This window comes from Bradyrhizobium sp. SBR1B (assembly GCF_014198205.1).
Taxonomy (GTDB): Bacteria; Pseudomonadota; Alphaproteobacteria; order Rhizobiales; family Xanthobacteraceae; genus Bradyrhizobium.
In genome coordinates this window covers 218,962-241,776 of record NZ_JACIHC010000004.1, presented here as the reverse complement: position 1 = coordinate 241,776, position 22,815 = coordinate 218,962, and the positions used below count along the sequence as shown (strand labels likewise).

The following is a 22,815-nucleotide window of genomic DNA, read 5'->3' as shown; positions in this document are numbered from 1 at the left end:
CTGCCCGGCGCCGTCTGCCAAGCGCCATGGTCTGCCCGATACCTTGGCGAGCTCAGGCGCTGCGGGCCAGCACACCGGACAGATCGTCGCGCAGCCAGGCGGCGATCCGCGGCCAGGCATGCGCGTGGGTGCGCGCGCCCATGAACAGGCCGAGGTGATTGCTCGGCTCGGAAGCCGCCGCAATGAAGGCCGGCGCCGTGCCGAGGAGACCCGCAGTGGCGAGCGCCTGCGCAGCCGGCACGACCTCGTCGTCGAGCCCGGCCAGCAGGAAGACCGGCGCCTTGACGTCCCTCGGATCGACCGTGCGACCAAGAGCGACGAAACTGCCGCTAGCGATCTGGTTCTCCCGGAAAATCCGGTTGACGATCTCCAGGTAATATTTGCCCGGCAGATCGAGCGTCTCGGCGTTCCAGCGGTCGAACCGCGCGAGCAGCGCCGCGCCCTCCGCGTCCGACAGGTCTCTCTGCAACGCCGTTACGATATCATCGCGGTTCGGCGCCTTGGACCAGAAGCGCAGCATCTCCTCGCCGCGGACATTGCCGCCGCCGCGTACGACGAGCTGGTCGTAGACCATCTCGGGCGCGTTGCGGGTGAGCCGGCACAACGAGGACTCGATCGACAGATCCACGGGAGCGCCGACCAGCACCAGCCGCCGCACCTTGGCCGGAAAGCGCGACGCATAAAGCAGCGACAGCCAGCCGCCCTGGCACAAGCCGACCAGATCGACCGGCGCGCCGATCTCGTCGATGGCGACGTTGAGATCGCCGAGATAACTGTCGATCGAGAGATAGCGCATGTCCGGCGTCGCCGACCGCCAATCGGTGAGATAGACCCGGTCGATGCCGCCGGCTTGCAGCGACTGCACTACACTGTGGCCGGGGGCGAAATCGGCGATCAGGGCCCGATGCAGCGCATAGGGCGCGCAGACCAGCGCCGGCTGGCCGGACCGCGTCTGCGAGCAATCGCGCAGGCGCATGGTCGCGAGCTCGAGCGCGACGGTGCTCGGCGTCGTCCAGGGCAGAGTGCTGTCGCCCTGCTCCGCCGGACCGCGCTCCAGCCACCAGAAGCAGCTGTCCATCGCAAGGCGCGCCGCTGCAAACGGCCACAGCAGCGGGTCGTCTGGGGCAGCCCCCTGTGCGCCGCTCTGTTTGCCGGTCCGCTTCACCATGGCCATCTCACGATCGTCACAGGAACGCCTCGAGGCTCACGATGGAGATGCCGAGGTCGCGAAAACTCCGATGGGCCGCAGCGACCGAGCCGTCGAGATCGATGCCACGGCAGGCGTCCTCGATGACGGCGACCTCGAATCCTGCCTTGCGGGCATCCTCCGCCGAGAAGCGGACGCAGAAATCGAGCGCGAGGCCGACGACGAACACGGTCTTCAGCTCGCGTTCGCGCAAATATCCAAGCAGGCCCGTCGGCGTCCGCTTGTCGTTCTCGAACAGCGCCGAATAGGAATCGATGCCACGGCGAAAGCCCTTGCGCACCACGAGGCTCGCCCTGACGACGTCGAGATCGCGATGGAACTCCGCCCCGGAGGTACCCTGCACGCAGTGCGCCGGCCAGAGCACCTGAGTGCCGTATTCGAGCTCGATGGTCTGGAACGGCTGCTTGCCCGCATGGTTCGGCGCGAACGAGACGTGGTCGCGCGGATGCCAGTCCTGGGTCAGCACCACATTGGCGAATTTTTGGGCGATTCGGTTGATGGCAGGGACGACCTTCTCGCCGCCGGGAACGGCAAGCGCCCCGCCGGTGCAGAAATCGTTCTGCACGTCGATCGCCAGCAGCACGTCGCGGTCGGAAATCTTCATCGCCGGTCTCATTCGATGTGCCCGGCGCGCCGGCACCGGACAAGTCCTCTGAGTGTCGGCCTTCCCGCGCAGCTTCGCAACCGCCCGCGCCGTGCGAATTGGTCGCCAGACGGCCGCCATGATGCAACGGTTTGGCCTCGTCCGTGTTGACTAGGCGCACCCAAGGGCGGATTCTCGCACTGTCCGTGACTGCGCGGACCGGGTCGAAGGACTGGAGGACAGGGTTGTCGTGCCGCAAGGCGGCGGCGGCCACGAAGTCATGAATATCGGCAAGACAGGACAGATACTTCTCGCCGATATCGGCGGCACCAATGCGCGCTTCGCGCTGAGCCGGAGCGAATTGGGCCGCGGCGACCTCGGCAGCGGCGACCAGACCGGACCGATCGATTATGTGAAGGTCGCCGACTTCCCGACCGTCCGGGAAGCCATCGCGGACGTGCTGACGCGCCGATCAGGGGGCGAGCAGCCGCAAAGAGCCGTGCTGGCCGTGGCGGGCCCCGTCACCAACAACCGCTGCGTCATGACCAACAGTCCCTGGGTCATCGACGGCAACGAGCTGCAGCCGGCTCTCGGCTTCGACAGCGTCCATGTGCTCAACGATTTCGAGGTGGTGGCCTGGTCCCTGCCCGCCTTGCAGCCTGCGGATCTGATCCCGCTCGGCGGACAAAATGGCCTCGCCGGAGAGCCGTTGCTGGTGGTTGGCCCCGGAACCGGCTTTGGCGTCTCCTGTCTGGTCGAACGCCACGGCGCGCGCCTCGCCGTCGTCACCGAAGCAGGACATGCGACCCTGCCGGCGGAGAACGAGCGCGAGGAACGTGTGATTGCGTGCTTGCGCGGACGCCTTGGCCACGTCTCCATCGAGCGCGGCGCGCTCTCGGGTTCCGGGCTGCAAAACCTCTACGAGGCCTTGGCTGAGGTTGACGGCGCCCAGGTGCCGCATCGCGACGCTGCCGCCATCACCAAGGCCGCGATGGAAGGCACCTGTCCCGTCAGCCGCGCAACGCTGGAGATGTTTTGTGCCATCCTTGGCTCGGTCGCCGGCAATCTTGCGGTGACGTTCGGTGCCCGCGGCGGTGTCTATGTGGCCGGCGGAATCGTGCCGCGTTTCCCCGAGTTCCTTCTCGCCTCTGCGTTCCGGGCGCGCTTCGAAGCCAAGGGGCGCTTCCAGGACTATCTGCGCAACATTCCGACCAAGCTCGTGACGAAGCCAGACGCGAGCTTCGTCGGCCTGAAGATGTTCGCCGACTCAAATCCAAACTGAAGTTCGGTCGTCCTTCCTGGTCACGGTTCCATTAATGCACAGCTGATTGCCGCGCACGCGCGGTTCCATACATGAACGTGCTTGCCTGCGTGTTCCGGATGAGAAACAATCCTGCCGTGTGTTTGTGTGTGGCGTAGTTGCGGGGGCGTGACATGCGTAAGCAGGATTTTGGTTTCGACTACCACCGCTATCATCGCCTGCTGAGCGAGGCGGATGACGAAGACAAGCGGCTGGCGCTGATCGACCTTCTGATCGAGGAAAAGGCCCGAGACCGGCTGGCCGCCCAGCGCGCTTCCGACCGCGCGGCCATGACGGCCCACACCATTGCCAGGGTGCTGAAGAACGGCCGCAACTGAGACTTGCAATCCGGCCCGCCGCGCCGGAGAATTGCGGAATCCGATTGGGACTCCGTTAAGGATGTCCCCCAATCTGACGTCAAACTTTTTGCCCTAGGGTTCCCTCACCTGATGCAATTCAGGGTCAACAAGGGGGCAATGACATGAGCATGATTTCGATCGCCGCGATGCCGGCCGTCGTCGAAACGCGTTTCGCCGATTCGTCCTTCAAGACCATCTTGCTGTTCTGCTGCACGGGCCTGGTCGCCTCGTTCGGCCTGATGGCGTACGGCATCGACCTCGGCGCCGGCCTGATCTGAGACCACGACAAATCCTGCCGCCAAATGGCCGCCCCTGACGGGCGGCCATTTTCGTTGGGCTATCTCAGTGCGGCGTCTTCGCCGTCACGAGTGCGGCGTCTTCGCCGTCACCAGTGCGGCGCCTTCGCCTTCACTCAGTGCGGCGCTTTGGCCGGGGCTCCCGGAAACATGGAATCGATCATCGCCTTGAGCTGATCCATAGCGATCGGCTTGCGCAGGATCGGCCTGCGTCTGAGCAAGGACGGCAGCAATTCCGGACCGTACCCCGTGGCGAACATGAACGGCTTTCCGCGACGTTCGATCAGGTCGGCGACGGGATCGACGTAAAGGCCCATCAGGTTGATGTCGAGGATGGCCATATCGTATTGCGCGGTCATGGCGAACGCGCTGGCGTCCCGGACATTGTCCGCTTCCGCAACGACGTGGTGGCCGAGTTCCGTCACCATGTCGGCGATCATCATCCGGATCAACGCCTCGTCTTCGACCAGGAAAACGGAGAGTCCGTCCGCCATATCAACCCCGCAGTCAGCTTGCGAAGATAATCATACCTCAACTTTGGAGAGGATTCACGAATTCGTGGCCGGCTCCGTTAATTCAGACGCGCCCGATCCGATTCAACTTGATCAATCCAATCCGCGCTCGTGGCTCAGCCGCACCATCTCCTGAATGAAGACCTGCTTCTGCTTGTCATCGAGGCTCGAAAAGAGCGGCTCGGCGGCGTCGGCGACATTGCGCTGGTCGGCGGCGCGGTCGATCAGGAACTGCGCCTCGTTTCGCATCTGCTCGATAATGTCGTCGGGCGGATCCCGCTTGGCGCGCGCAACCCGCAAGTTGAGCCGCTCTGCACCATTATGCCCAAGGTAGTGCATTGCGCTCGAGAAGCCGTACCAGTGCTTCTCCTGATCAGCCGTAAGATTCAGCTGAGTCTTGATCCGCTCGATATAGGAATCGCTGTTGGCGACGATCTGCTCGGCGGTCTGCTGCGGCGCGCCAGTCTGGGTGAGGACGGTGACATCCTTATTGTCCTTGCCCTGCGGTGCGTTCTTGGCCTCCTTGCTCGCCTTGGCGCCCTTGCCTGCTTTGGCGCCCTTTGCGTCCTTGTCCTTGGCATCCTTGTCCTTGGCGGCGCCCTGCTGCTTGGCATCCTTGCCTGCATCCCTGGCGGCCGGGGCCTGATTGCCGTTGTTATTGCCGACGCCGAGCACGCCGGTGAAAACGCCGACCACGCCGCCGATTGCACCGCCGAGCACGCCACCGACGGGACCTGCCGCCTTGTTTCCGGCCGCCGCGCCGTCCTGAACGCCCTTGACCAGGCCTTGAGCATGGGCCACTGCGGCCGCACCGAGCAGCAGCGTAAGCACGGCCCCCAGTGCGAACCATCGCCGCATGTGAAGCCGCGCAGACGGCGCCGGGTTGATCATTCTCGTCTCCATCGTCGATCTGACTGGCGTGTTGGGGCGGAGTCACCCGCCAGCTGCAACTCTATCGTTTCCGCCGCTTCGCGGTCCAGACGCGGCCGAATGCTGTCCACGCCCGAAAAGTCTTTCGCGCGAAGCGGTTATGCAGGCTTATTCGAAACTGCGGCGTAATTGCGCACGGATCGTTCCAGGCCGGCTCTCGCGACGTGTGCGTCGCAAAACAAGCGATCGCAGCTCACCACCGGCACAGCGCTGCCGCGTTCGAGGACGCAACGTTAGTTCTAGGCGCGAGCCGTTCGGCTTTCTCGACAGACGCGGTCAATCATGATCTGATCGCGCTACCAATTTGCTGCGGCCTGCGTGAATTGTTCACCTGGGCCGACGGCATCAATAAGAAAATCCAACAACAAGAACTCGGAAAAGAAGTCTTAGAGGAAACTCCAACAACAAACACCCAGGCGAGGAAACGAGATGTCACGCAAGACACTGACGCGACGTCAATTTGTGGCTGCCACTGCAATGTCCTCCGCGGCGCTGATCACAGCGCCCTATGTCCGGGGCGCTTACGCCGCCGGCAAACTCTCGATCGGTTTCTGGGACCATTGGGTGCCGGGCGCCAACAAGGCCTCGACCGACCTCGTCAACGAATGGGCCGCGAAGGAGAAGGTCGAAGTCTCCATCGACTACATCACCAGCAACAACAAGAAGATCGAGCTGACCGCTGCGGCGGAAGCCCAGGCGAAGTCTGGTCATGACATCCTGCAGATGCCGAGCTGGTGGCCGCAGGCCTATGCCGAGAATCTCGAGCCGCTCAACGACGTCATGGAGCCGCTTCTCAAGCAGAACGGTGAGGTGAACGGCACGGTCAAATATCTCGGGCAGTCGGGCGGCAAATGGCTCGCAGTGCCCGCGACACCCGGCAGCCAGATCAAGGGTCCCTGCTCCCGCATTGACCTGATGAAGAAGCATGCCGGCATCGACGTGCAGGAGATGTACCCGGTCGGCGGCCCGCCCAAGGTCGAGAACTGGACCATGGAGACCTTCCTGAAGGCAGCCGAGGCTTGCCACAAGGCCGGCGTTCCGTTCGGCATCGGTCTCGGCGAGACCACCGACAGCGTGGACACCGCCGGCGCGATCTTCCAGTCGTTCGGCGCCGAGCTCGTCAACGCCAAGGGCGACATCACGGTGAAGACCGATCAGGTTCGCCAGGCCATGGAGTTCTACAAGAAGCTGATCGCCTTCCTGCCGCCGGATGCGCCGTCCTGGGACGACGCCTCCAACAACAAATGGCTGATCTCCGGCCGCGGCGCGATGATCCTCAATCCGCCGAGCGCCTGGGCCGTCGCCAAGCGCGATGCGCCGCAGGTTGCCGAGCAGTGCTGGACGCACGGATTCCCGTCCGGTCCGAAGGGCCGGTTTGCACCGTACCTGCCCTATTTCTGGGGTGTCTGGAGTTTTGGCAAGAACAAGGAGGCGGCCAAGAGCCTGCTCGTTCACATGTCCTCGCCATCGTCGATCGAGAAGTTCGTCGCGGTGAGCGGCGGCTACGACCTGCCGGCCTACGCCAACATGACCAAGCTCAAGACATGGGAAGAGGAAGGGCCGCCGAAAGGAACGCTCTTCCACTATCCCGACCCCTACAAGCATCAGACGCTGTCGATCGCGGCGTCCCCGGCACCGCCCAAGATCGCGCAGCAGATCTATTTCCAGGCGACGCTGACCAAGATGGCGCTGCGTTTTGCACGCGGCGAGACCATGGATCAGGCCCTCGCCTGGGCCGAGGGCGAGTGCGAAGGCTTCATGCGGAGCTAGGTGGGGTGTGCGGGGCGGTTCACGCCATCTGCGTGAGCCGCCTGCATCCCGTCATCGAATTCGCATGGCCGGGAAGCCGACCCCAATGGCCGGCTTCGCGGTTGGACAAAGAAGTAGATCCAATAGAGCTGATTCAAGGAAGCTGAGATGGCCGATGTCGTCGTCGAGCAAGGTCGCGCCGTCCGTGCAAGGGGCGCGCGGAAGGGATCAAGCCTGCGCAACGCGCTCGGACGGAAATCGACGGTGGCGTTCTTCCTGACGCTTCCGCTGATCCTTCTGATCGTCCTGCTCGTGCTCTACCCCGCCTTCTACTCGGTGTACCTCGCGACGCTGAACAAGGCGATGACGAAGTTCGTCGGCCTCAGCAACTTCACCTTCCTGTTCAAGCGCGAGACGTTCTGGATGGTGGTGCGGCAGTCCTGCATCTTCGCCATCACCGCGGTGGTCTTCAAGGCGCTGATCGGTTTCATCGTCGCGCATTTCGTCCACAACATTCCGGGCAAGAAGCAGCGCAAATGGCGCGGCATGCTGCTGGTGCCCTGGGTGATTCCGCCGGCGATGAGCACGCTGGCCTGGCTGTGGCTGTTCGATCCCTCCTACAGCGCCTTCAACTACACGCTGTCCTTCTTCGGCGTCGGTCCGATCCCCTGGCTCGGCGACACTTTCTGGGCGCGCTTCTCCGTCATCCTGGTCAACGTCTGGTACGGCGCGCCGTTCTTCCTGATCATGTACCTCGCCGCGCTGAAATCCGTGCCCGAACAGCTCTATGAGGCCGCGGCGATCGACGGCGCCAATTGGTGGCAGCGGATCTGGTACGTGACGCTGCCGATGATGCGCAACATCATCGCCATCACGACGCTGTTCTCGCTGATCGTGACCTTCGCCAATTTCGACATCGTGCGCATCCTGACGTCAGGGGGCCCGCTGGATACAACGCATCTGTTCGCCACCTGGGCATTCCAGGTCGGCATCCAGAGCAGCGATATTCCGCTCGGCGCCTGCGTCTCCCTGTTCATGGTGCCGATCCTCGCCGTCGCAGCGATCTTCATCCTGCGCGATGTCAACAAACGCGGGAATGAAGCCTGATGAGCACGCTTGCAATCGACAAGGCCGGCCCCTCCCGCAAGATCAAATACGGCAGCATGAGCCGCGACCGCACCTGGGCGCTGCGCTGGTCTTATTTCTTCCTGGTGCTGTTTGCGATCTTCTTCCTGACGCCGCCGATCTACATGCTGATCACCTCGCTCAAGAGCAGCGCGGAAATATCGGCGGCGACCAATCCCTGGTGGGTGTTCCATCCGACGCTGTCGAACTATGTCGAGCTCCTGAGCTCGAACCAGTTCCTGCGCTTCTTCTGGAATTCGTCGATCGTGTCGATCGTGGTCGTCATCATCACGATGCTGATCAGCATCCCTGCCGCCTTTGCGCTGGCCCGGATGAAGTTCTGGGGCTCTGCGACGCTGGCCACCGGCGTCTTCCTCACCTATTTGATCCCGGACAGTCTTCTGTTCATTCCCCTGTTCAAGGTGCTCGGAATGGTCCAGGACATCACCGGCATCACGCTGCTCAACAGATGGTACGTGCTGCTGTTCATCTATCCGACGCTGACGGTGCCGTTCTGCACCTGGATCATGATCGGCTATTTCGCCTCGATCCCGAAGGAGCTGGACGAGGCCGCGCTGATCGACGGCGCCTCCTGGCTGCAGACCCTGACGCGGATATTCATCCCCGTCGCGCTGCCCGGCCTGATCGCCGCGACCATCTTCGCGTTCACCGTATCCTGGGCGCAGTTCCTCTATCCCCTGGTGTTCACGACCTCGGTGGACCAACTGGTGCTGCCGGTCGGCATCACCACGACGCTGATCAAGGGCGACGTCTTCAATTGGGGACAGATCATGACCGGCGCGCTGCTCGGCGCGGCGCCGCCGCTGATCATCTACGCCTTCCTGATGGACTACTACATTGCCGGCCTGACCGCCGGTGCGACAAAGGGTTGATGTCTCATGGCTGACGTTGCTTTGCGGAAAGTGGTTAAGCGTTACGACGACGTCGAAGCCGTGCGCGGCATCGATCTGGATATCGCCGACCACGAGTTCATCGTGCTGGTCGGCCCCTCCGGCTGCGGCAAGTCGACGACGCTGCGGATGATCGCAGGCCTCGAGGACATCAGCGACGGCGACATCATGATCGGCGGCGACGTCGTCAACGACGTGCCGCCGAAAGACCGCGACATCGCGATGGTGTTCCAGAACTACGCACTCTATCCGCACATGACGGTCGCGGAGAACATGTCGTTCGGGCTGCGCCTGAAGCATTATCCCAAGGCCGAGATCAAGGCGCGGGTCACGGAAGCCGCCCGCCTCCTCGACATCACCGACCTGATCGACCGCAAGCCGAAACAGCTCTCGGGCGGCCAGCGCCAGCGCGTCGCGATGGGCCGGGCCATCGTGCGCAACCCGAAAGTCTTCCTGTTCGACGAGCCGCTGTCCAATCTCGACGCCAAGCTGCGCGTGCAGATGCGGATCGAGATCAAGAAGGTGCACCAGAAGGTCCGCACCACGACCGTGTACGTCACCCACGACCAGGTCGAGGCGATGACCTTGGCCGACCGTGTGGTGGTGATGAACAAGGGCAAGATCGAGCAGATCGGCACCCCGAACGAGCTCTACCACAAGCCGGCCACGCGCTTCGTCGCCGGCTTCATCGGGTCGCCCGCCATGAACTTCATCCCGTGCCGGCTCGAGGACGCCGGCGGCACGCTCCAGATCCGGCTCACCGACCGCATCGCGTTCGCGCTGCCGCCGGCCCGCGCGGCGCGCTACAACGCGCTGCCGCGCACCGACAAGCTGCTGCTCGGCCTGCGGCCCGAACATCTCACCGAGTCGCATGCGCATCTGGGGCCGGGCGTCGAGACCTTCGAGACCGTGCTCGACGTCACCGAGCCGATGGGAATGGAGACCCTGGTCTATTTCGGGCTCGAGGGCACGCCGATCTGCGGCCGCGTCGATCCCAACGCCGGCGCCAAGGACGGGGCACCCATGCGTTTGGCGATGGACCTCAATAACATGCACCTGCTAAACGAGGCGACCGGCGTCGTGTTGTGACGCCGGCCCAAGAAACTCGCGCAGGCAGGGGACGATGGCGACCAACAAGAAGAAGATTTTCGTTACACAAACTTTGTCGCAAGGGGCACGCGCCCTCCTCACCCAGCGGGACGATATCGAGCTCGTCGAGTTTGCGAACCTGATCTCGGCCAGGGATTTCGAGGCCTTGCTGAAGAGCCATGCGCCGGTCCATGGCGTGGCGCTCGGCGCCACCGCCTTCGGCGAGACCGAGCTCGAGGCATCCAAAGACATGAAGGTCGTGACCCGCATCGGCGTCGGCTACGACGCCGTCGACGTGCCCGCCCTTTCCCGCCGCAAGGTGCCGCTGATGGTCGCGGGCAGCGCCAACTCGCCCTCGGTCGCCGAGCAGGCGCTGTTCATGATGCTGACGCTGGCCAAGCGCGCGAACGAGTTGCACGCCTGCGTCAAGGACGGCAAATGGGCCGACCGGCTCGGCATGCTGCCGTTCGATCTGTACGGCAAGACCGTGCTGATCATCGGCTTCGGCCGCATCGGCAGCCGTACCGCCAAGCGGTGCCTGGCGATGGAAATGACCGTGCAGGTCTACGATCCCTACAAGCCAGCCGCCGAGATCAAGGCCGCCGGCTGCGAGCCCGTCGCCGACCTCGACGCCGCGCTGCCTCACGCCGATTTCGTCACCATCCACTGCCCGAAGACGCCGGAAACCCTCGGTCTGTTCGATGCAGCGCGGATCGGCCGGATGAAGCCGAAATCCTATCTCATCAACACCGCGCGCGGCGGCATCGTGAAGGAAGCCGCGCTGTACGACGCCCTGGTCTCCGGCAAGCTCGCCGGCGCCGGCATCGACGTGTTCGAGGTGGAGCCGCCGCCGGTCAGCAACGCGCTGTTCGCGCTGCCCAACGTCATCATCGCCCCGCACGTCGCCGGCGTGACGGTGGAGGCGGTCAGCCGCATGAGCGAGCAGACCGCGCGCAACATCCTGAGTGTGCTGGACGGCGATCCCATCCGGCAGAACATCATCAATCAGGACGTGCTGGGCTGAACAAGCCGAAAGCGGATGGACAAAGCGCGATGAATCGTCATCGCGCTTTAGTTATTGTTTGAGCATGATCTTTTCGGAAAACCGCTGCGCACTTTTCCGGATCATGCTTGGTCCACCCGCCTTCGGAAGGCCAGAATGCGTCCCATTTTGGTGCAGATCGAGCCCCAACTCAGCCTTAATCAAGCGCGCGTAATGGTGACGGAAGCGCGGCGGCAGCGGGACAGGACTAGCCGGCCGTGCCGAGCTGGAGGATCAACCCTTGTCAGAGATCGACCCGACCGACCACGCGCTGGCAACCATCGCCAGCATCCTGGAGCACCCCGAGCCCGTCCTCGTCATTCGCAAGACCGAGACGGAGATCGTGGTTGCCGGAGAGCGCGAGCACGTGGACCCCGACGAGCATCAGGTCGTCGATGAGTATTCGGCTGTCGACGAGCATCCGTCGGTCGACGAGCATCAGTCAGTCGACGAGCATCCAATGGTCGAAGAGCAGCCGCTGGTGCCGGAGCACACCGACGCCGATGGCTATAGCAAGGTCGGCCCCGGCCCGATGGTCACGATCCGGCTGAAATGGACGGTCCATCGCGGCGATGACGGCCAGTATTACGTCCACGAGACCATCGGCGAACAGTCCACGCCCGTGGTCAGCGGCCCCATGACGAGTGAGGCCGCGGTGCATTTCGTCGACGTCCAGCAGGACGAGGCGAACAGGCGCTTCGAGCAGCTGCGCAGCGAGATCGCCGGCCGCAGCTCGCTCGCCGACTACGAGCGCAAGGGCGAATCCTAGCGCTCCGACCCCAGGTCTCCGTGCACCTCTCCCGAAGGGAGAGGTGCACACCGAGCCTCGGCAACTACTTCCTTCCCAAATAATCCTTCTTCACCAGCTCGACACCTGCATGGCGCAGCAGGTCGTAGGCGGTCGTGACGTGAAAGAAGAACTGCGGGACACTGAACGTCAGCAGCAGCGCTCGCCCGGTGAAGGGCAGCTCGGTCCCGTTCTTCAGCCTGAAGAAGACATTCCGTTCCGCCGCCGCATCGATCTCCGCACGCGGCAGGCTTTCGATGAACTCGATCGAGGTTGCGATCCGCGCCTGAAGTCCGGCCATGTCGTGCTCTAGCGCCGGCAGCGCCACCGGCTCGAGCTCCGCCAGCAAGGCCGGGGCGACCACGGCATGCCGGCAGGCCTCGCCGACCTGCTGCGCCAGATCGTACATGTTCGGGGCCAGCCGCACACCGAGCAGAACGGCCGGATTGAACTTGCGGGCCTCCGCATACGCCACGCCCTTGTCGAGCAGTCCCGACAGGTTGCGCAAATGCGGGACGAAGAGGCCGACAGAGGCCTCGTACATCGAGATCGTCACGTCCGGATTCCCTTCAATTCCATCTCGCCAGCGACTGGCATCTGGTCTAAATCCACCCCTCAAGAGCTGCACAATGACAGCTCGCGCAGGGGTGGAAAAGACATGATCGCACGGATGGCTGTTCGAATCTTGGCGGCTGCGGCCGTGGCGTTGCTGGCAAACCTTTCGGCTTACGCGCAGCAGGCGCCCTCGCGCCTCGACGAGATCGTCAAGCGCGGCACCTTGCGCGTCGGCATGACCGGCGACTACAAGCCCTTCACCTATCTGGACAAGGCGACGCAAAAATTCAGCGGCTTCGACGTCGACATGGCGGAGGCGCTCGGCAAGGCGCTCGGGGTCAAGGTCGAGTTCGTGCCGACGGCCTGGCCGAAGCTGATGAAGGATTTCGAGGCCGACCAGTTCGACATCGCCATGGGCGGCGTATCGGTCACGTTCGACCGGCAGAAGAAGGGCTTCTTCTCGACGCCGATCATGCGCGAAGGCAAGACGCCGATCGCGCGCTGCGCCGACGTCGGCAAGTACCAGACGCTCCCTGATATCGACAAGAAGGGCACCCGCGTGATCGTCAATCCCGGCGGCACCAACGAGCGCTTTGCGCGTGCCAACATCAAGGACGCCGAGATCACCGTCTTCTCCGACAATACCGTGATCTTCGACGAGATCGCCAAGGGCAACGCCGATCTGATGATGACGGACGCCTCCGAGACGCGCTACCAGCAGAAGCAGCACGCCGGCGTGCTCTGCGCGGTGCATCCCGAAAAACCGTTCGACTTCTCCGAGAAGGCCTATTGGCTCCAGCGCGACATGGCGCTGAAGGCCTTCGTCGACCAATGGCTGCATATCTCGATGGAAGACGGCAGCTACAAGAAGATCTATGCAGCGTGGTTCGACTAGCAATGCGGCGGGAATTGGCAATCGCAATCGCGCTCGGGATCGGCGGGGTCCACGGTGCGGTCGCGAAGACGAAGTTCACGCCCGCGACAGGGCCGGCCTGCAAGGACGAGTCGACAAATGAACTCGGCCTGTGGACCTGCCCGGGTCCGGCCGGTTACGTGGTGAGCTTTGCCGACGAAGGCAATATCGTATCGGTCACGATTGCGCCTCGGAGCGCAATCGAGAAGGTGTCCGGGCCGACCGCGCAATGGCGCGGCGCCGGCAAGTCGTTCGGCGAAAAGGTGCAATGGATCATGCGAGCCGGCGTGCCAAGGGCCGCGGTGATCCGCACCTGGCGACGGGTCGGCGAGGATGAGAAGGAGCTCCAGGAGCTCTCCGTGTTCGCGATCGATGGCACAAAGGCCTGCCTCGTTGGTTCGGTCGATGTTCATGCCGACAAGGCGAACGACGCAGCGCTTGCCCGCGCCCACCAGGCCGCCAATGCGGGTTGTCCGCGGAGGTAGACGCGGCGCGCTGAATCTTCGCCGCTCAGGCGCGCCAAATTCGAGCGGGGCCGCCCTGCCCAACTCCGGGCAGAGTTCGGCGTTATTGAACCAAGGTCGGCACGCGCACGACTTATACCGAGGACAGTGATCTGGATCACTTTTGAAGATCGAACCGGGGCGTAAGCGTCGGTCCGGGGACTATCTGCTCAGGAGATGGAAATGAGGAAGCTGTTGGCCGCGGCCGCATTCCTGTTGGCGAGTACAGCTGCTCAAGCACAGTACACTTTCGAATATGGCGGACGCACCATCCGGATCGATCCGGACCGCGGCACGGTGCAGATTCCCGGCGTGTACGACAACACCGGCCAGGCCAAGGCCAAGAAGGCCAAGAAGAACGACCAGGCGCCGCAGCAGGCCACGGTCGATCCGCAGGCACCAGCCGCTCCAGCTCCCGCTCCCGCCGCCCCGCCCGCAGCCGTGCAGGCGCCCGCGGCTGGTGCGGCCGTGGCGCCGCCTCCTGCGCCACCACCGCCGGCGCCTCCGCCGACCACGACCGCCACCAACGCGCCGGCTGACACGGCCGTGCTGCCGCCGCCTGCGCCGCCCCCGGCCCCTGCGCCCGCTGAGCAGCAGGCAGCGCCCACCGTGGCGCCACCGCCCGCTCCGACCGTCGCTACTGCGCCATCGGCGCCGCCTCCGCCGCCTGCTCCGGCGCCTGCCGCCGCTCCCGTCCAGGCGGCCGCAGCCACGCCGGCTCCGGCAGCCGCGGCCACGCGCGACCTCAGCTCGCCGCTCGGCGTCTGGCTCACCGAGGAAAAGGAAGGCAAGGTCCGCATCGAGCAATGCGGCAGCAATCTCTGCGGCTACTCGGTTGATTCCAAATCGAACCAGAATGGCGAGCAGGTTCTGATCAACATGAAGCCCAGCAAGGACCAGAAATGGTCCGGCCGCATCCTCGATCCGAACTCCGGCTCGACCTACGATTCGACGATCGCGATGAAGGGCACCGATCGCCTGCGCGTGCAGGGCTGCGCCTTCGGCGGCATGTTCTGCGGCGGCCAGACCTGGACGCGGGTGAATTGAGCGGCGCTGATTGCACGTGAGCCAACGTGGCGCAGGTAGGCTGACGTTTTCGTCACACAACCTGCAATCTATGATCCGACTGGCCGGGATAGTCGTCGCTATCCCCGCCCATGCGAGCCGGGGCCTCGTGTCGTAGGACCGCTCGATTCAAATGCCCCCATTGTGAACCATTTCATACTCTGCCCGCCGAAGTTGCTTCTAGTCTGGATTGATCGCCAGACCCTTTGCGACCTGTCTACCGCGCAGTCGGCACCGTTTCGCCGAGATTGAGTAAACCGAAAAAGTCATTTGCCGATCTTCTTTCGGCGCCGATAGTTGCGTAAGCGAGCGAGGTTGTTATGGAGGAACTCCGTGCGACGCCATCGCTAGTCTCAGGTGACTGGGGCCCCGGCTTGTTGATGTCGGAGGAAAGCATACGACGCCATGTGATCGGCGCGCTCCGAAGTCGGCAGACGAGCTTGACGACCGCGCTGCAGCCACTGGTCAACGAGCAAGCGCGGATGCTGGTTTCGGAGTTCGGTTTCGACGCTCAGACCGTCGGCAAAATCCTGCAATCGCAAAATACCATGCTGAGCGTATTGTCGGATCGGTATGACGCGCTCGATGAAGCCGCACATTACAGCGAGATTCCCTTCGTCGAACTGGCGAACGACGGCCGCATCGTCTATTCGAATGCGGCATTCGACAAGCTCATTCCCGGCAGGCGCGGCGCTGCTTTCTCCGGATTGTTCGGACCCCGTGCAGCCGACGTGTGCATGGCCCTCCGGGCAAATCACAACACGAGTTTGCGCGCGGACATCCAGACCGACGAAACGGTTCGTCAGGTCAGAGTCGAGATTGGCCCGTTGCGCGACGAGGATGGGAAGCCGGGCAATTACGCACTTCTGCTCGACCAAAGCGCTGAGCAGAGCCGCCTCGATGCCTTGCAGGATGGCGTGCTCCGCACCGACTTGACAGGCAAGATCCGGTTCGCAAACGAGCGCGCGGTGCAGGTTCTGGGCTTCTCGGAACCGGAACTCAAGGAGATGTCCCTCTCCCTCGTATTCGGACCCGAGGACGAGGGAGCGACGAACCTGTTCGCCGAATGGATCACCAAGCAGACGGGCTTCTCGAGCTTCGTCAGGCTCCGCCCGAAAGACGGTCGTTCCGTTCTGGCAAGGGTGAGCGGAACACCTTACATGGAAGCACCGAACAGCTCGGCAGGGCTGTTGGTGTTGTTCGCTCCTCTTGCCGAAGATCGCGCCCGTCGTGAGCTCAAGACGATTCTAGCCGAGCACGATGATCCGCAAGAGATCATCGAGGCAACGCTCCAGGTCATCGGCAAGGTCATCCCATTCGAAATGAGCACGTTCGGGGTCTACAACGATCTCAGCGATTATTGGCGAGCGGTCACCGTCTTTCCCAGACCCAGCTGGGAGTGGAGCACGCGTTGGTTCAAGGTGCCGCCCGGCGTGATCGATTGGCTCGAGCAGGGCAAGACGTGGGACAACAATTTGGCCGCGTTCGTCGAGCGCCTCAATCCGGAGGAAATGGATAATCCGGTGAGCAAGGCCATCATCGCCGACGAATTCGAGTCGATGATCGTATTGCCGATCCGCAAAGCCGGAGGCCGGTTTGGAAGCTCGCTGGCTCTGCTGTCCCGCAAGCACAAATACACGGCCTCGGACCTGCGCACGCTGCAAAATCTCGGCGTCGAGGAGATTTTGCAGGCCGCAGACGCCGCCATGGAACACGCCCAGGCACGCGCCTTGCGCAAACTCAAGGACGATTTGAACAAGGCCGCGAGCGCACGCGCCATCGCTGAGCTGCTGGCCACAGGCACCACGAAATGCCTGGGCTGGGAGTATGTCGGCGTGTTCCGGGTCGATCGCCGCCGCAGCAAGTTCGTGCTGGTCGCCGAGCACGTCAAGAACGACCGAAACCTGCTCGTGAAAGCTCCTGACCGCAGGGCCGAGTACACCCAGGAGCTGTCCAGCGGCATGCTTGGCAGCTGCCTGGCCAAGGGGAACATTCTGGTTGTTCCAGACATCGGCGATACCGAGCGGAACTACGGCTTCATCAAAACCGCACCCGATCAGCGATCCGCCATGACCGTCCCCCTATTCGTGAATGGCAAGATCGAACTGATCCTGGACATGGAATCATCGGAGTTCAACGCGTTCCGTGGGCCTGATCAGGACGCGGCAAGTGGCCTCGCCGCCGACTGCGAACAGATCTTTGCGGCTCGCTGGCACGAAGCGATCGAGCACGCGCTCATGGATAGAATCGAGCAGGCGGCCGTGATCGTGGACGCCGTTGGGACAATCTGCCACATGAATGGAGCAGCCGAGAACATCTTCGGCCAGGCGCGTGACAAGAAGCTCTCGTCATTTGGCGCCCGGAGCGAAGATTCCGTGCAACTGTCGGAATGCGGGATCCAGCACCGTCTTCACATCCACCTGACGATCGGCGACGCACCGCGCACCGAGCTGACGACTCTCGCAAATCGCGAGCCGTTGAATGACGATTATGGTCATCAACTCTGGCTGTTCACCAGCCTTGCCGACCAAAGCCGGGAGAGCGACTGGGGATATCTGGAAGAGACCGTCACGGCCGTTGCACGCGAGACCCGCGCCCCGCTGTTGATGGCCGACGGCCTGCTGCGCGGCGCCGCATCGCTCCTGAGCAAACCAGAGCTCATGAGAAATTGCGCCGAGCTGCTCGAGCAGGCCGCCAACCACCTGCTGAGGGCCGACCTGACTTTCGAACGTCTGTCCGATCGTCTGACCGTTCAGCAGACGCCGCAGGAGGCCCCCGAGCAATTCGACGTATTGGAAGTGCTTTATCACGAGGTCGAAGGCCTTCCCGTCGAGGATCGTGCCGCGATCGACCTCGTCGACCAGATTGCGATGCGTCATCCGGTGTTGGTCAAGGGATGGACGAAGAGGTTGAGCTTTGCATTTCGCTCCGCCCTCAGCTCTCTGCTGTTGTTGCGCATCACGCCGAACGACAGGTTGACCGTGACGATCGCGGAACGGCCGCCGCATCGCCTCTCGGTGTCCATGCGCCTGCCCGCGACGATTGTCGACGCTCTGGCACCGTCGGCGGCGGATCCGATCGAGCAGAGCCAGCACCGGGCACGGCAGATGGCTAGCATCGCGATCGAGGCGATACGCAAGGCTGCCGAGCAGCACGACGGCGATCTGATCGAGCTGGACGGCGCGGGATTCGAGTTCAACCTGCCATTGTGCGTGCAGGAGGTACCGGTATGACAGCGAAGATTGCCATAGCCACCGCCGAACCAAGCATGTTCGAAACCCTGCGGGGACATCTGCTGGCGGCCGGAGTGGCCCTGGAGGACTTGTACGACAAGCCTCTGATGACCCCGGACCAGACTAGCGAGTGGCTCATCGCGAATGAGACTGAATTGCTCGTGCTCGACGCCCGGTTGCCGACTGACCCCAGCGCCGTATTCGACACACGCACGACCCTTGGCGCGAAGCACGTGCTCAACACCGTCGTCCTGGCCCAGGACCCCCACACCTCCGTGCTGGTCATCGCACCTTCGTTCGGGACCTGCGCAGACCTGGAGGAAGAGTGCCGAGCAGCAGGCAATGCGTTGATCCTGCCGATGGACGCGCTGCAGCTGCACCGGCATCGGATCTTGCGCCCGTTCATTGCGATGCTCACCGGGCATCCCGATGAGACGGATGCGATTCCGGGCGCGTTCCGCGTGATCGAGATCGAAATCCATAGCGCCAAGGTGGAATGCCGGCTCGGAACGGGTGAAGACGGCTCTCCTATGCTTCGCTGGAACACCATCAGCGATCTCGATGACCTCAAATCTGCCGCTCAGACTTATGCGCGCGATGAGATGCCGCTGAACAACTGGCTCGGCCAAACGCGGGACATCGGAACACGCTTGTTCAAGAGCTTCGTTGTCAAAGCGATCGGCGAACATCTGTTCTCGCAGATCGAGAAGTCCGCGGGTGGGCTGGTGGGACTGTCGTTTCGGTTCGTCATCAGCGACGCAGGCTTTTATCCGGTGCCCTTCGAGGCGAGTGTACGTTATCTCTCGGAGGAAAATGGGCCATTCGTGCTGCTCTATGCACCGATCGTCCGGCGCATCCCATCCTTCGTCCGCGGAAGGGCCAGCGAGCGGGCGCGGATCAAACCGGGTGCAAAACTGATGTTCGTTCGTTCTCAGATCGGCGAACATCCCGATCTGAAGCTCGACAGCGCGATCTGCGATGGCAAGAAATTCGACAAGCTTGGCAATATCGATACCGAACTGAAGCACGTGACAGAGCTGGGTGCCGCGGGCTGTTTCGATTTGAAGGTCGTCAACTTGTCGGACGCCCCTCCGGGCGAGGCCGCCCCCTATCTGCTGAAGCAGCTCGACGCATTCCGGCCGACCATTCTCCACTACGCCGGTCACGCCTGGAGCGATGGCCAGAAAACCGCAACCCTCGTCCTTCCCGGACTGCAACCGCAGCAAGCGGTCGGCCTGAAGCTCGACAGGGTGGCGGCATCCGACGGGCTTTCAACGACGACACTGGTCTACCTCTCGGCCTGCCGTGGCATCTCGAAGGGCTGCGTTCAGCAACTGGTGATGAACGGAATCCCCTACGCCTTGGGCTTCCGATGGAATGTCGAGGACGAACGCGCGCCGCAGTTCGCCAGGGAGTTCTATGACGAACTCCACAAGACGCGGTCCGTTTGCGTCGCGTTCCGCAAAGCCTGTCGCGCATCGTGGGAAAGCCTGAACTACGACGAAGAAAGTCCGATCTGGCTCTCACCGATCTTGCTGGCGCAGTCGACCGATTGGGCAGCTCGCTGCCAGTGAGCAACCACTGAGCTGCTTGGAGTGGAAGGATGTCATGACAGTCTGGGCCACACTCAAGAACGTCGTGGAACACTGGGCGAGCCGCGAGTTGCGGCGCCCCTATGTCGGTTACGTCGCGTCGAGCGGTGGCAACGCGATGACCGCGGGACAGACCTTCCAGCCCGAAGCGAGCTATTTCGGCGTGCGCATGGTTGAAATGGGCTTGCGAGAGGGCGGCAAGTTTTTCAGCTCGTTCCTTCCGCTCGGCGTCGTGCTCACCGAGTTCAGCTTCGGCGACGGACGTCAGCGCCGACCCACGATCCTGAGCAATGATGAGATCGCAGCTCAGCTGAAGGCCGCCGGTGCCGCTCCGGGGTATGTCGACTTCAAGAATATCTACGCGGTCAGGCGCGCGCCCATGAAGCAGGACAATTTGTCCCTGTTCGTCGGGCTGTTCCGCCTTCCGTTTCACGACGTCGCGCAACAGGTCCTGCAACTGGCGGCCGACCTGACCACACAGACCGGGCTCGCGCCGGGCGTTTCCGACGGGTTGCGCGTGGCTGAAAAGATCTACGACCGGGTCGCGGGCCTGTTCGGACTCAACATCGTCACGCCCTTGTTCTCCTATGCCGACGGCAATGCGCTCGGCCGCAGCGGCTATCTCCTGGTTGCCGGCTCCGATCTCGACGAAGCGGTTGCCAAGCGACTGGTGGTGAGCGACGACAGATTGCTGCTGGACGGTCAGCGCGTGTCTGGCCTGGACTATTGCCTCCTGGCCATAGAGTTCACGGCCAGCCTGCTGCCCGAGGGACCTGATACGATCAACCCTCTCACGCAGCTCGGATTTCACCGACACTGGCAGGGTGTTGCAAGCAGCATCATGAAGCGGGAGCTGGAGCATGCAGACGAGCAGATGCTGACTCTGCGCTCCGAGGTGATCACTTCGCCTGAGCTCGCCGAAAACGATCGCCTCGTGGCTATCGGCGCCTACCAGACCAGCTACGATAAGCTTGTGGAGCGCGTGACACCCAAGAATGCTCACCGCGGCTGGGAAGAGGCACTCCTGGCCGACCCCAAAGACAAGTCAATCGCCAAACCGGCCGTGACGGAGCTCCTGAAGGGCATGCAGATCCGCCTGCTTACCGGCATCAAGGACGCCCCTGATGATCCGGACAAGCTTTTTGCGTCCGAGGCGTTCGCATTGCGAAAGACAGTCGGCAAGGCCCCGCTGGTCGATACAAACTCCGCCGTCTCGCTGGCGCGCGTGATCGATCGCACCGCGAAAGCAAGGTGATGGCACGAACGCCAGCTTTCACGGCTCTGCCCGGCTGATGCGGCGGCGCTCGGACACGTTCGCGTTGGACCGTCCGACCGCATCCGTGACACCCCTCACATCGGTCCGCCCCATGTCGTGACACGATGCCCCGCAGGTTCAGCCAATGGGGCGTGTCATGCGACATCTTTGCAAGGGTATCTTCGCCGCGATCTGGGCCGCCGCCCTGCTCGGCGGACAGGCAAATGCAGCATCGACCAGCTTCGACGGCGCCTGGAACGTGCGGATCTCGTCCTCGAGCGAGACCTGCGGCAACGGCGCCACCGTCGCGATCGGTATCAACAATGGGCAGATCGCATCGACCAGCGCCGCGGTGACGGCATCGGGCCGTGTGGCGGATGCCGGCAGCATCAACGTCACCTTGAGCACCGGCATCAAGCGCGCCGTCGGCTTCGGCCGGCTCAGCGGCACCTCGGGCTCCGGCACCTGGCGCGGCGCGCTGTGCACGGGCACCTGGACGGCGGAACGGATGTAGGCGCCGTGTCCCGGACAAGCAGCAGCGCGAAGCGTTGCTGCGCCGAGCCGAGACCCAGCTTCCTTGCTCGTTCGGCAGTTCTGAGTCCCGGATCGGCGGCGCATCGCCTTGGGGCGATGCGTCTTGTCCGGGACACAAATGCCTCAGCCCAGCGCCGCGCCGTACTCCGCGTCTGTGACCGGCTCCAGCCAGGTCGAGTAGGTCCCGTCGAGCGCCTCCTGCATGGCGATGTGGCACATGCCGTTGGTCGGCGAAGCGCCGTGCCAGTGCAATTCACCCGGCGGGATCCAGACGGTGTCGCCGGGGCGGATCTCCCTGACAGGACCGCCCTTGGTCTGGACGCGGCCGACGCCGGAGATGACGTAGAGCGTCTGCCCGAGCGGATGGTGATGCCAATTGGTGCGCGCGCCGGGCTCGAACGCGACGCGCGAGCAGTTCAGCCGTGCCGGCGCGGGCGCCATGATGATGGGGTCTTGCCACACGGTACCGGTGAAGTTTTCCTTGGGCGCGCGGCGGGTCAGCCGCGTGCCGGCAACAGTGATCTCCATGGGGTCCTCGCTTCGTTACTTCTTGCTGGCGGCGTAGCGCGCCTTGGTTTCCGCGTTCATGGGGTAGAGGCCCGGCAGCACCGCGCCGTTGTTAACCTCGTTGACGATCCAGGCCTCCATCCGCTCCTGCTCGACGCCCTCGTTGAGCACGTGCTCGAGCATCGCCTGCGGGATCAGCACGCAGCCGTCCTGGTCGGCGACCACGATGTCGTTCGGAAAAACGGCAACGCCGCCGCAGCCGATCGGCTCGCCCCAGCCGACGAAGGTCAGGCCGGCGACCGAAGGCGGCGCAGCATAGCCGTCGCACCACACCGGCAGGTTGGTGCCGAGCACGCCCTCGACGTCACGCACGACGCCGTCGGTGACGAGCGCGGTGACACCGCGCTTCATCATGCGGGCGCAGAGGATGTCGCCGAAGATGCCGGCATCGGTGATCCCCATGGCATCGACCACGGCGATGCAGCCCTCCGGCATCGCCTCGATCGCGGTGCGGGTCGAGATCGGCGACGACCAGGATTCCGGCGTCGCCAGATCCTCGCGCGCCGGCACGAAGCGCAGCGTGAAGGCCGGCCCCACCAGACGCGGCAGGCCGGGGCGCAGCGGCCGCGCGCCCCGCATCCACACATTGCGCAGGCCCTTTTTCAGCAGGACCGTGGTGATGGTGGCAGTGGTGATGCCGGCGAGGATCTTGCGGGCTTCGGGGGACAGCGACATGGAAACAGACGAGCTCCGGATGGGCGGGAAAGA

At 63.5% G+C, this 22,815-nt stretch carries 23 protein-coding genes; 16 read left to right on the top strand and 7 right to left on the bottom strand.

What is annotated here, in order from left to right; genetic code table 11:
- Nucleotides 1–52: 52 nt before the first annotated feature.
- Together GGD61_RS12880 and pncA are read right to left on the bottom strand one after the other, a co-directional pair.
- Nucleotides 53–1,168 carry an alpha/beta fold hydrolase gene (locus GGD61_RS12880; protein ID WP_183230762.1) on the bottom strand — a complete coding sequence of 372 codons (1,116 nt, stop codon included), beginning with the start codon at nt 1,166–1,168 and terminating at the stop codon, nt 53–55.
- A 16-nt stretch (nt 1,169–1,184) separates the two neighbouring features.
- Nucleotides 1,185–1,823, bottom strand: coding sequence for a bifunctional nicotinamidase/pyrazinamidase (gene pncA, locus GGD61_RS12875; RefSeq protein WP_092258074.1), 639 nt, complete (start codon nt 1,821–1,823; stop codon nt 1,185–1,187).
- A 247-nt stretch (nt 1,824–2,070) separates the two neighbouring features.
- Between pncA and glk the strand changes: the two genes are divergently transcribed.
- From glk to GGD61_RS12860, 3 genes are all read left to right on the top strand, one after another.
- A complete protein-coding gene (gene glk / locus GGD61_RS12870) occupies nt 2,071–3,072 on the top strand; it encodes a glucokinase (RefSeq protein WP_092258615.1) in 1,002 nt (333 codons plus the stop codon).
- A 152-nt stretch (nt 3,073–3,224) separates the two neighbouring features.
- Nucleotides 3,225–3,428: a hypothetical protein gene (locus GGD61_RS12865; RefSeq protein ID WP_018318012.1), complete on the top strand. Its 204-nt coding sequence runs from the start codon at nt 3,225–3,227 to the stop codon at nt 3,426–3,428.
- Between the two features lie 143 nt (nt 3,429–3,571).
- Nucleotides 3,572–3,727 (top strand): hypothetical protein, encoded by a 156-nt coding sequence (locus tag GGD61_RS12860; RefSeq protein WP_018318011.1) that lies wholly within the window; start codon nt 3,572–3,574, stop codon nt 3,725–3,727.
- 134 nt (nt 3,728–3,861) lie between these two features.
- On the opposite strand, the gene GGD61_RS12855 is transcribed toward GGD61_RS12860, so the two are convergent.
- Nucleotides 3,862–4,239, bottom strand: a complete 378-nt coding sequence (locus GGD61_RS12855; RefSeq protein WP_018318010.1) for a response regulator — start codon at nt 4,237–4,239, stop codon at nt 3,862–3,864.
- A gap of 111 nt (nt 4,240–4,350) precedes the next feature.
- The gene (locus GGD61_RS12850; protein ID WP_092258070.1) at nt 4,351–5,148 is read right to left on the bottom strand and encodes a Spy/CpxP family protein refolding chaperone; all 798 of its coding nucleotides are present in this window, start codon (nt 5,146–5,148) and stop codon (nt 4,351–4,353) included.
- A gap of 468 nt (nt 5,149–5,616) precedes the next feature.
- Here GGD61_RS12850 and GGD61_RS12845 point away from each other — a divergent pair, with 468 nt between their 5' ends.
- From GGD61_RS12845 to GGD61_RS12820, 6 genes are all read left to right on the top strand, one after another.
- Nucleotides 5,617–6,957 carry an ABC transporter substrate-binding protein gene (locus GGD61_RS12845; protein WP_018318008.1) on the top strand — a complete coding sequence of 447 codons (1,341 nt, stop codon included), beginning with the start codon at nt 5,617–5,619 and terminating at the stop codon, nt 6,955–6,957.
- Nucleotides 6,958–7,104: 147 nt separating this feature from the next.
- Nucleotides 7,105–8,043 carry a carbohydrate ABC transporter permease gene (locus tag GGD61_RS12840; RefSeq protein ID WP_018318007.1) on the top strand — a complete coding sequence of 313 codons (939 nt, stop codon included), beginning with the start codon at nt 7,105–7,107 and terminating at the stop codon, nt 8,041–8,043.
- On the top strand, nt 8,043–8,954 hold the full coding sequence (locus GGD61_RS12835) for a carbohydrate ABC transporter permease (RefSeq protein WP_018318006.1): 912 nt from the start codon (nt 8,043–8,045) through the stop codon (nt 8,952–8,954). Before GGD61_RS12840 ends, GGD61_RS12835 begins: the two co-directional genes overlap by 1 nt.
- 6 nt (nt 8,955–8,960) lie before the next feature.
- On the top strand, nt 8,961–10,061 hold the full coding sequence (locus tag GGD61_RS12830; RefSeq protein WP_018318005.1) for an ABC transporter ATP-binding protein: 1,101 nt from the start codon (nt 8,961–8,963) through the stop codon (nt 10,059–10,061).
- A gap of 34 nt (nt 10,062–10,095) precedes the next feature.
- Nucleotides 10,096–11,085 carry a hydroxyacid dehydrogenase gene (locus GGD61_RS12825; RefSeq protein ID WP_183230761.1) on the top strand — a complete coding sequence of 330 codons (990 nt, stop codon included), beginning with the start codon at nt 10,096–10,098 and terminating at the stop codon, nt 11,083–11,085.
- 259 nt (nt 11,086–11,344) lie between these two features.
- Complete coding sequence (locus GGD61_RS12820; RefSeq protein ID WP_177237172.1) at nt 11,345–11,872, top strand: hypothetical protein; 528 nt, start codon at nt 11,345–11,347, stop codon at nt 11,870–11,872.
- A gap of 64 nt (nt 11,873–11,936) precedes the next feature.
- Here GGD61_RS12820 and GGD61_RS12815 read toward each other — a convergent pair whose 3' ends face one another.
- Nucleotides 11,937–12,434, bottom strand: coding sequence for a DUF1993 family protein (locus GGD61_RS12815; RefSeq protein WP_183230842.1), 498 nt, complete (start codon nt 12,432–12,434; stop codon nt 11,937–11,939).
- 126 nt (nt 12,435–12,560) lie between these two features.
- Here GGD61_RS12815 and GGD61_RS12810 point away from each other — a divergent pair, with 126 nt between their 5' ends.
- From GGD61_RS12810 to GGD61_RS12780, 7 genes are all read left to right on the top strand, one after another.
- Nucleotides 12,561–13,340: a transporter substrate-binding domain-containing protein gene (locus tag GGD61_RS12810; protein WP_183230760.1), complete on the top strand. Its 780-nt coding sequence runs from the start codon at nt 12,561–12,563 to the stop codon at nt 13,338–13,340.
- 14 nt (nt 13,341–13,354) lie between these two features.
- Nucleotides 13,355–13,843 carry a hypothetical protein gene (locus GGD61_RS12805; protein ID WP_183230759.1) on the top strand — a complete coding sequence of 163 codons (489 nt, stop codon included), beginning with the start codon at nt 13,355–13,357 and terminating at the stop codon, nt 13,841–13,843.
- A gap of 201 nt (nt 13,844–14,044) precedes the next feature.
- Nucleotides 14,045–14,908 carry a DUF2147 domain-containing protein gene (locus GGD61_RS12800; protein WP_183230758.1) on the top strand — a complete coding sequence of 288 codons (864 nt, stop codon included), beginning with the start codon at nt 14,045–14,047 and terminating at the stop codon, nt 14,906–14,908.
- A 458-nt stretch (nt 14,909–15,366) separates the two neighbouring features.
- Entirely contained in the window at nt 15,367–18,159 is a 2,793-nt protein-coding gene (locus GGD61_RS12795; protein WP_183230757.1) for a PAS domain-containing protein, read from the top strand.
- Nucleotides 18,156–19,733, top strand: coding sequence for a CHAT domain-containing protein (locus GGD61_RS12790; RefSeq protein ID WP_092258052.1), 1,578 nt, complete (start codon nt 18,156–18,158; stop codon nt 19,731–19,733). Before GGD61_RS12795 ends, GGD61_RS12790 begins: the two co-directional genes overlap by 4 nt.
- A gap of 16 nt (nt 19,734–19,749) precedes the next feature.
- Nucleotides 19,750–21,006 carry a hypothetical protein gene (locus GGD61_RS12785; RefSeq protein ID WP_183230756.1) on the top strand — a complete coding sequence of 419 codons (1,257 nt, stop codon included), beginning with the start codon at nt 19,750–19,752 and terminating at the stop codon, nt 21,004–21,006.
- Nucleotides 21,007–21,163: 157 nt separating this feature from the next.
- Nucleotides 21,164–21,520, top strand: a complete 357-nt coding sequence (locus GGD61_RS12780) for a hypothetical protein (protein ID WP_183230755.1) — start codon at nt 21,164–21,166, stop codon at nt 21,518–21,520.
- Nucleotides 21,521–21,663: 143 nt separating this feature from the next.
- Here the strand turns inward: GGD61_RS12780 and GGD61_RS12775 are convergent, their stop codons facing one another.
- Entirely contained in the window at nt 21,664–22,068 is a 405-nt protein-coding gene (locus GGD61_RS12775; RefSeq protein WP_018317994.1) for a cupin domain-containing protein, read from the bottom strand.
- A gap of 15 nt (nt 22,069–22,083) precedes the next feature.
- On the bottom strand, nt 22,084–22,782 hold the full coding sequence (locus tag GGD61_RS12770) for a ribonuclease activity regulator RraA (protein ID WP_018317993.1): 699 nt from the start codon (nt 22,780–22,782) through the stop codon (nt 22,084–22,086).
- Between the last annotated feature and the right edge of the window lie 33 nt (nt 22,783–22,815).

Coding starts and splice junctions, on each gene's coding strand:
- GGD61_RS12880 (WP_183230762.1), bottom strand. CDS start 1,168: ATGGTGAAGCGGACCGGCAAACAGAGCGGCGCACAGGGGGCTGCCCCA.
- pncA (WP_092258074.1), bottom strand. CDS start 1,823: ATGAGACCGGCGATGAAGATTTCCGACCGCGACGTGCTGCTGGCGATC.
- glk (WP_092258615.1), top strand. CDS start 2,071: ATGAATATCGGCAAGACAGGACAGATACTTCTCGCCGATATCGGCGGC.
- GGD61_RS12865 (WP_018318012.1), top strand. CDS start 3,225: ATGCGTAAGCAGGATTTTGGTTTCGACTACCACCGCTATCATCGCCTG.
- GGD61_RS12860 (WP_018318011.1), top strand. CDS start 3,572: ATGAGCATGATTTCGATCGCCGCGATGCCGGCCGTCGTCGAAACGCGT.
- GGD61_RS12855 (WP_018318010.1), bottom strand. CDS start 4,239: ATGGCGGACGGACTCTCCGTTTTCCTGGTCGAAGACGAGGCGTTGATC.
- GGD61_RS12850 (WP_092258070.1), bottom strand. CDS start 5,148: ATGATCAACCCGGCGCCGTCTGCGCGGCTTCACATGCGGCGATGGTTC.
- GGD61_RS12845 (WP_018318008.1), top strand. CDS start 5,617: ATGTCACGCAAGACACTGACGCGACGTCAATTTGTGGCTGCCACTGCA.
- GGD61_RS12840 (WP_018318007.1), top strand. CDS start 7,105: ATGGCCGATGTCGTCGTCGAGCAAGGTCGCGCCGTCCGTGCAAGGGGC.
- GGD61_RS12835 (WP_018318006.1), top strand. CDS start 8,043: ATGAGCACGCTTGCAATCGACAAGGCCGGCCCCTCCCGCAAGATCAAA.
- GGD61_RS12830 (WP_018318005.1), top strand. CDS start 8,961: ATGGCTGACGTTGCTTTGCGGAAAGTGGTTAAGCGTTACGACGACGTC.
- GGD61_RS12825 (WP_183230761.1), top strand. CDS start 10,096: ATGGCGACCAACAAGAAGAAGATTTTCGTTACACAAACTTTGTCGCAA.
- GGD61_RS12815 (WP_183230842.1), bottom strand. CDS start 12,434: ATGTACGAGGCCTCTGTCGGCCTCTTCGTCCCGCATTTGCGCAACCTG.
- GGD61_RS12810 (WP_183230760.1), top strand. CDS start 12,561: ATGGCTGTTCGAATCTTGGCGGCTGCGGCCGTGGCGTTGCTGGCAAAC.
- GGD61_RS12800 (WP_183230758.1), top strand. CDS start 14,045: ATGAGGAAGCTGTTGGCCGCGGCCGCATTCCTGTTGGCGAGTACAGCT.
- GGD61_RS12790 (WP_092258052.1), top strand. CDS start 18,156: ATGACAGCGAAGATTGCCATAGCCACCGCCGAACCAAGCATGTTCGAA.
- GGD61_RS12780 (WP_183230755.1), top strand. CDS start 21,164: ATGCGACATCTTTGCAAGGGTATCTTCGCCGCGATCTGGGCCGCCGCC.
- GGD61_RS12775 (WP_018317994.1), bottom strand. CDS start 22,068: ATGGAGATCACTGTTGCCGGCACGCGGCTGACCCGCCGCGCGCCCAAG.
- GGD61_RS12770 (WP_018317993.1), bottom strand. CDS start 22,782: ATGTCGCTGTCCCCCGAAGCCCGCAAGATCCTCGCCGGCATCACCACT.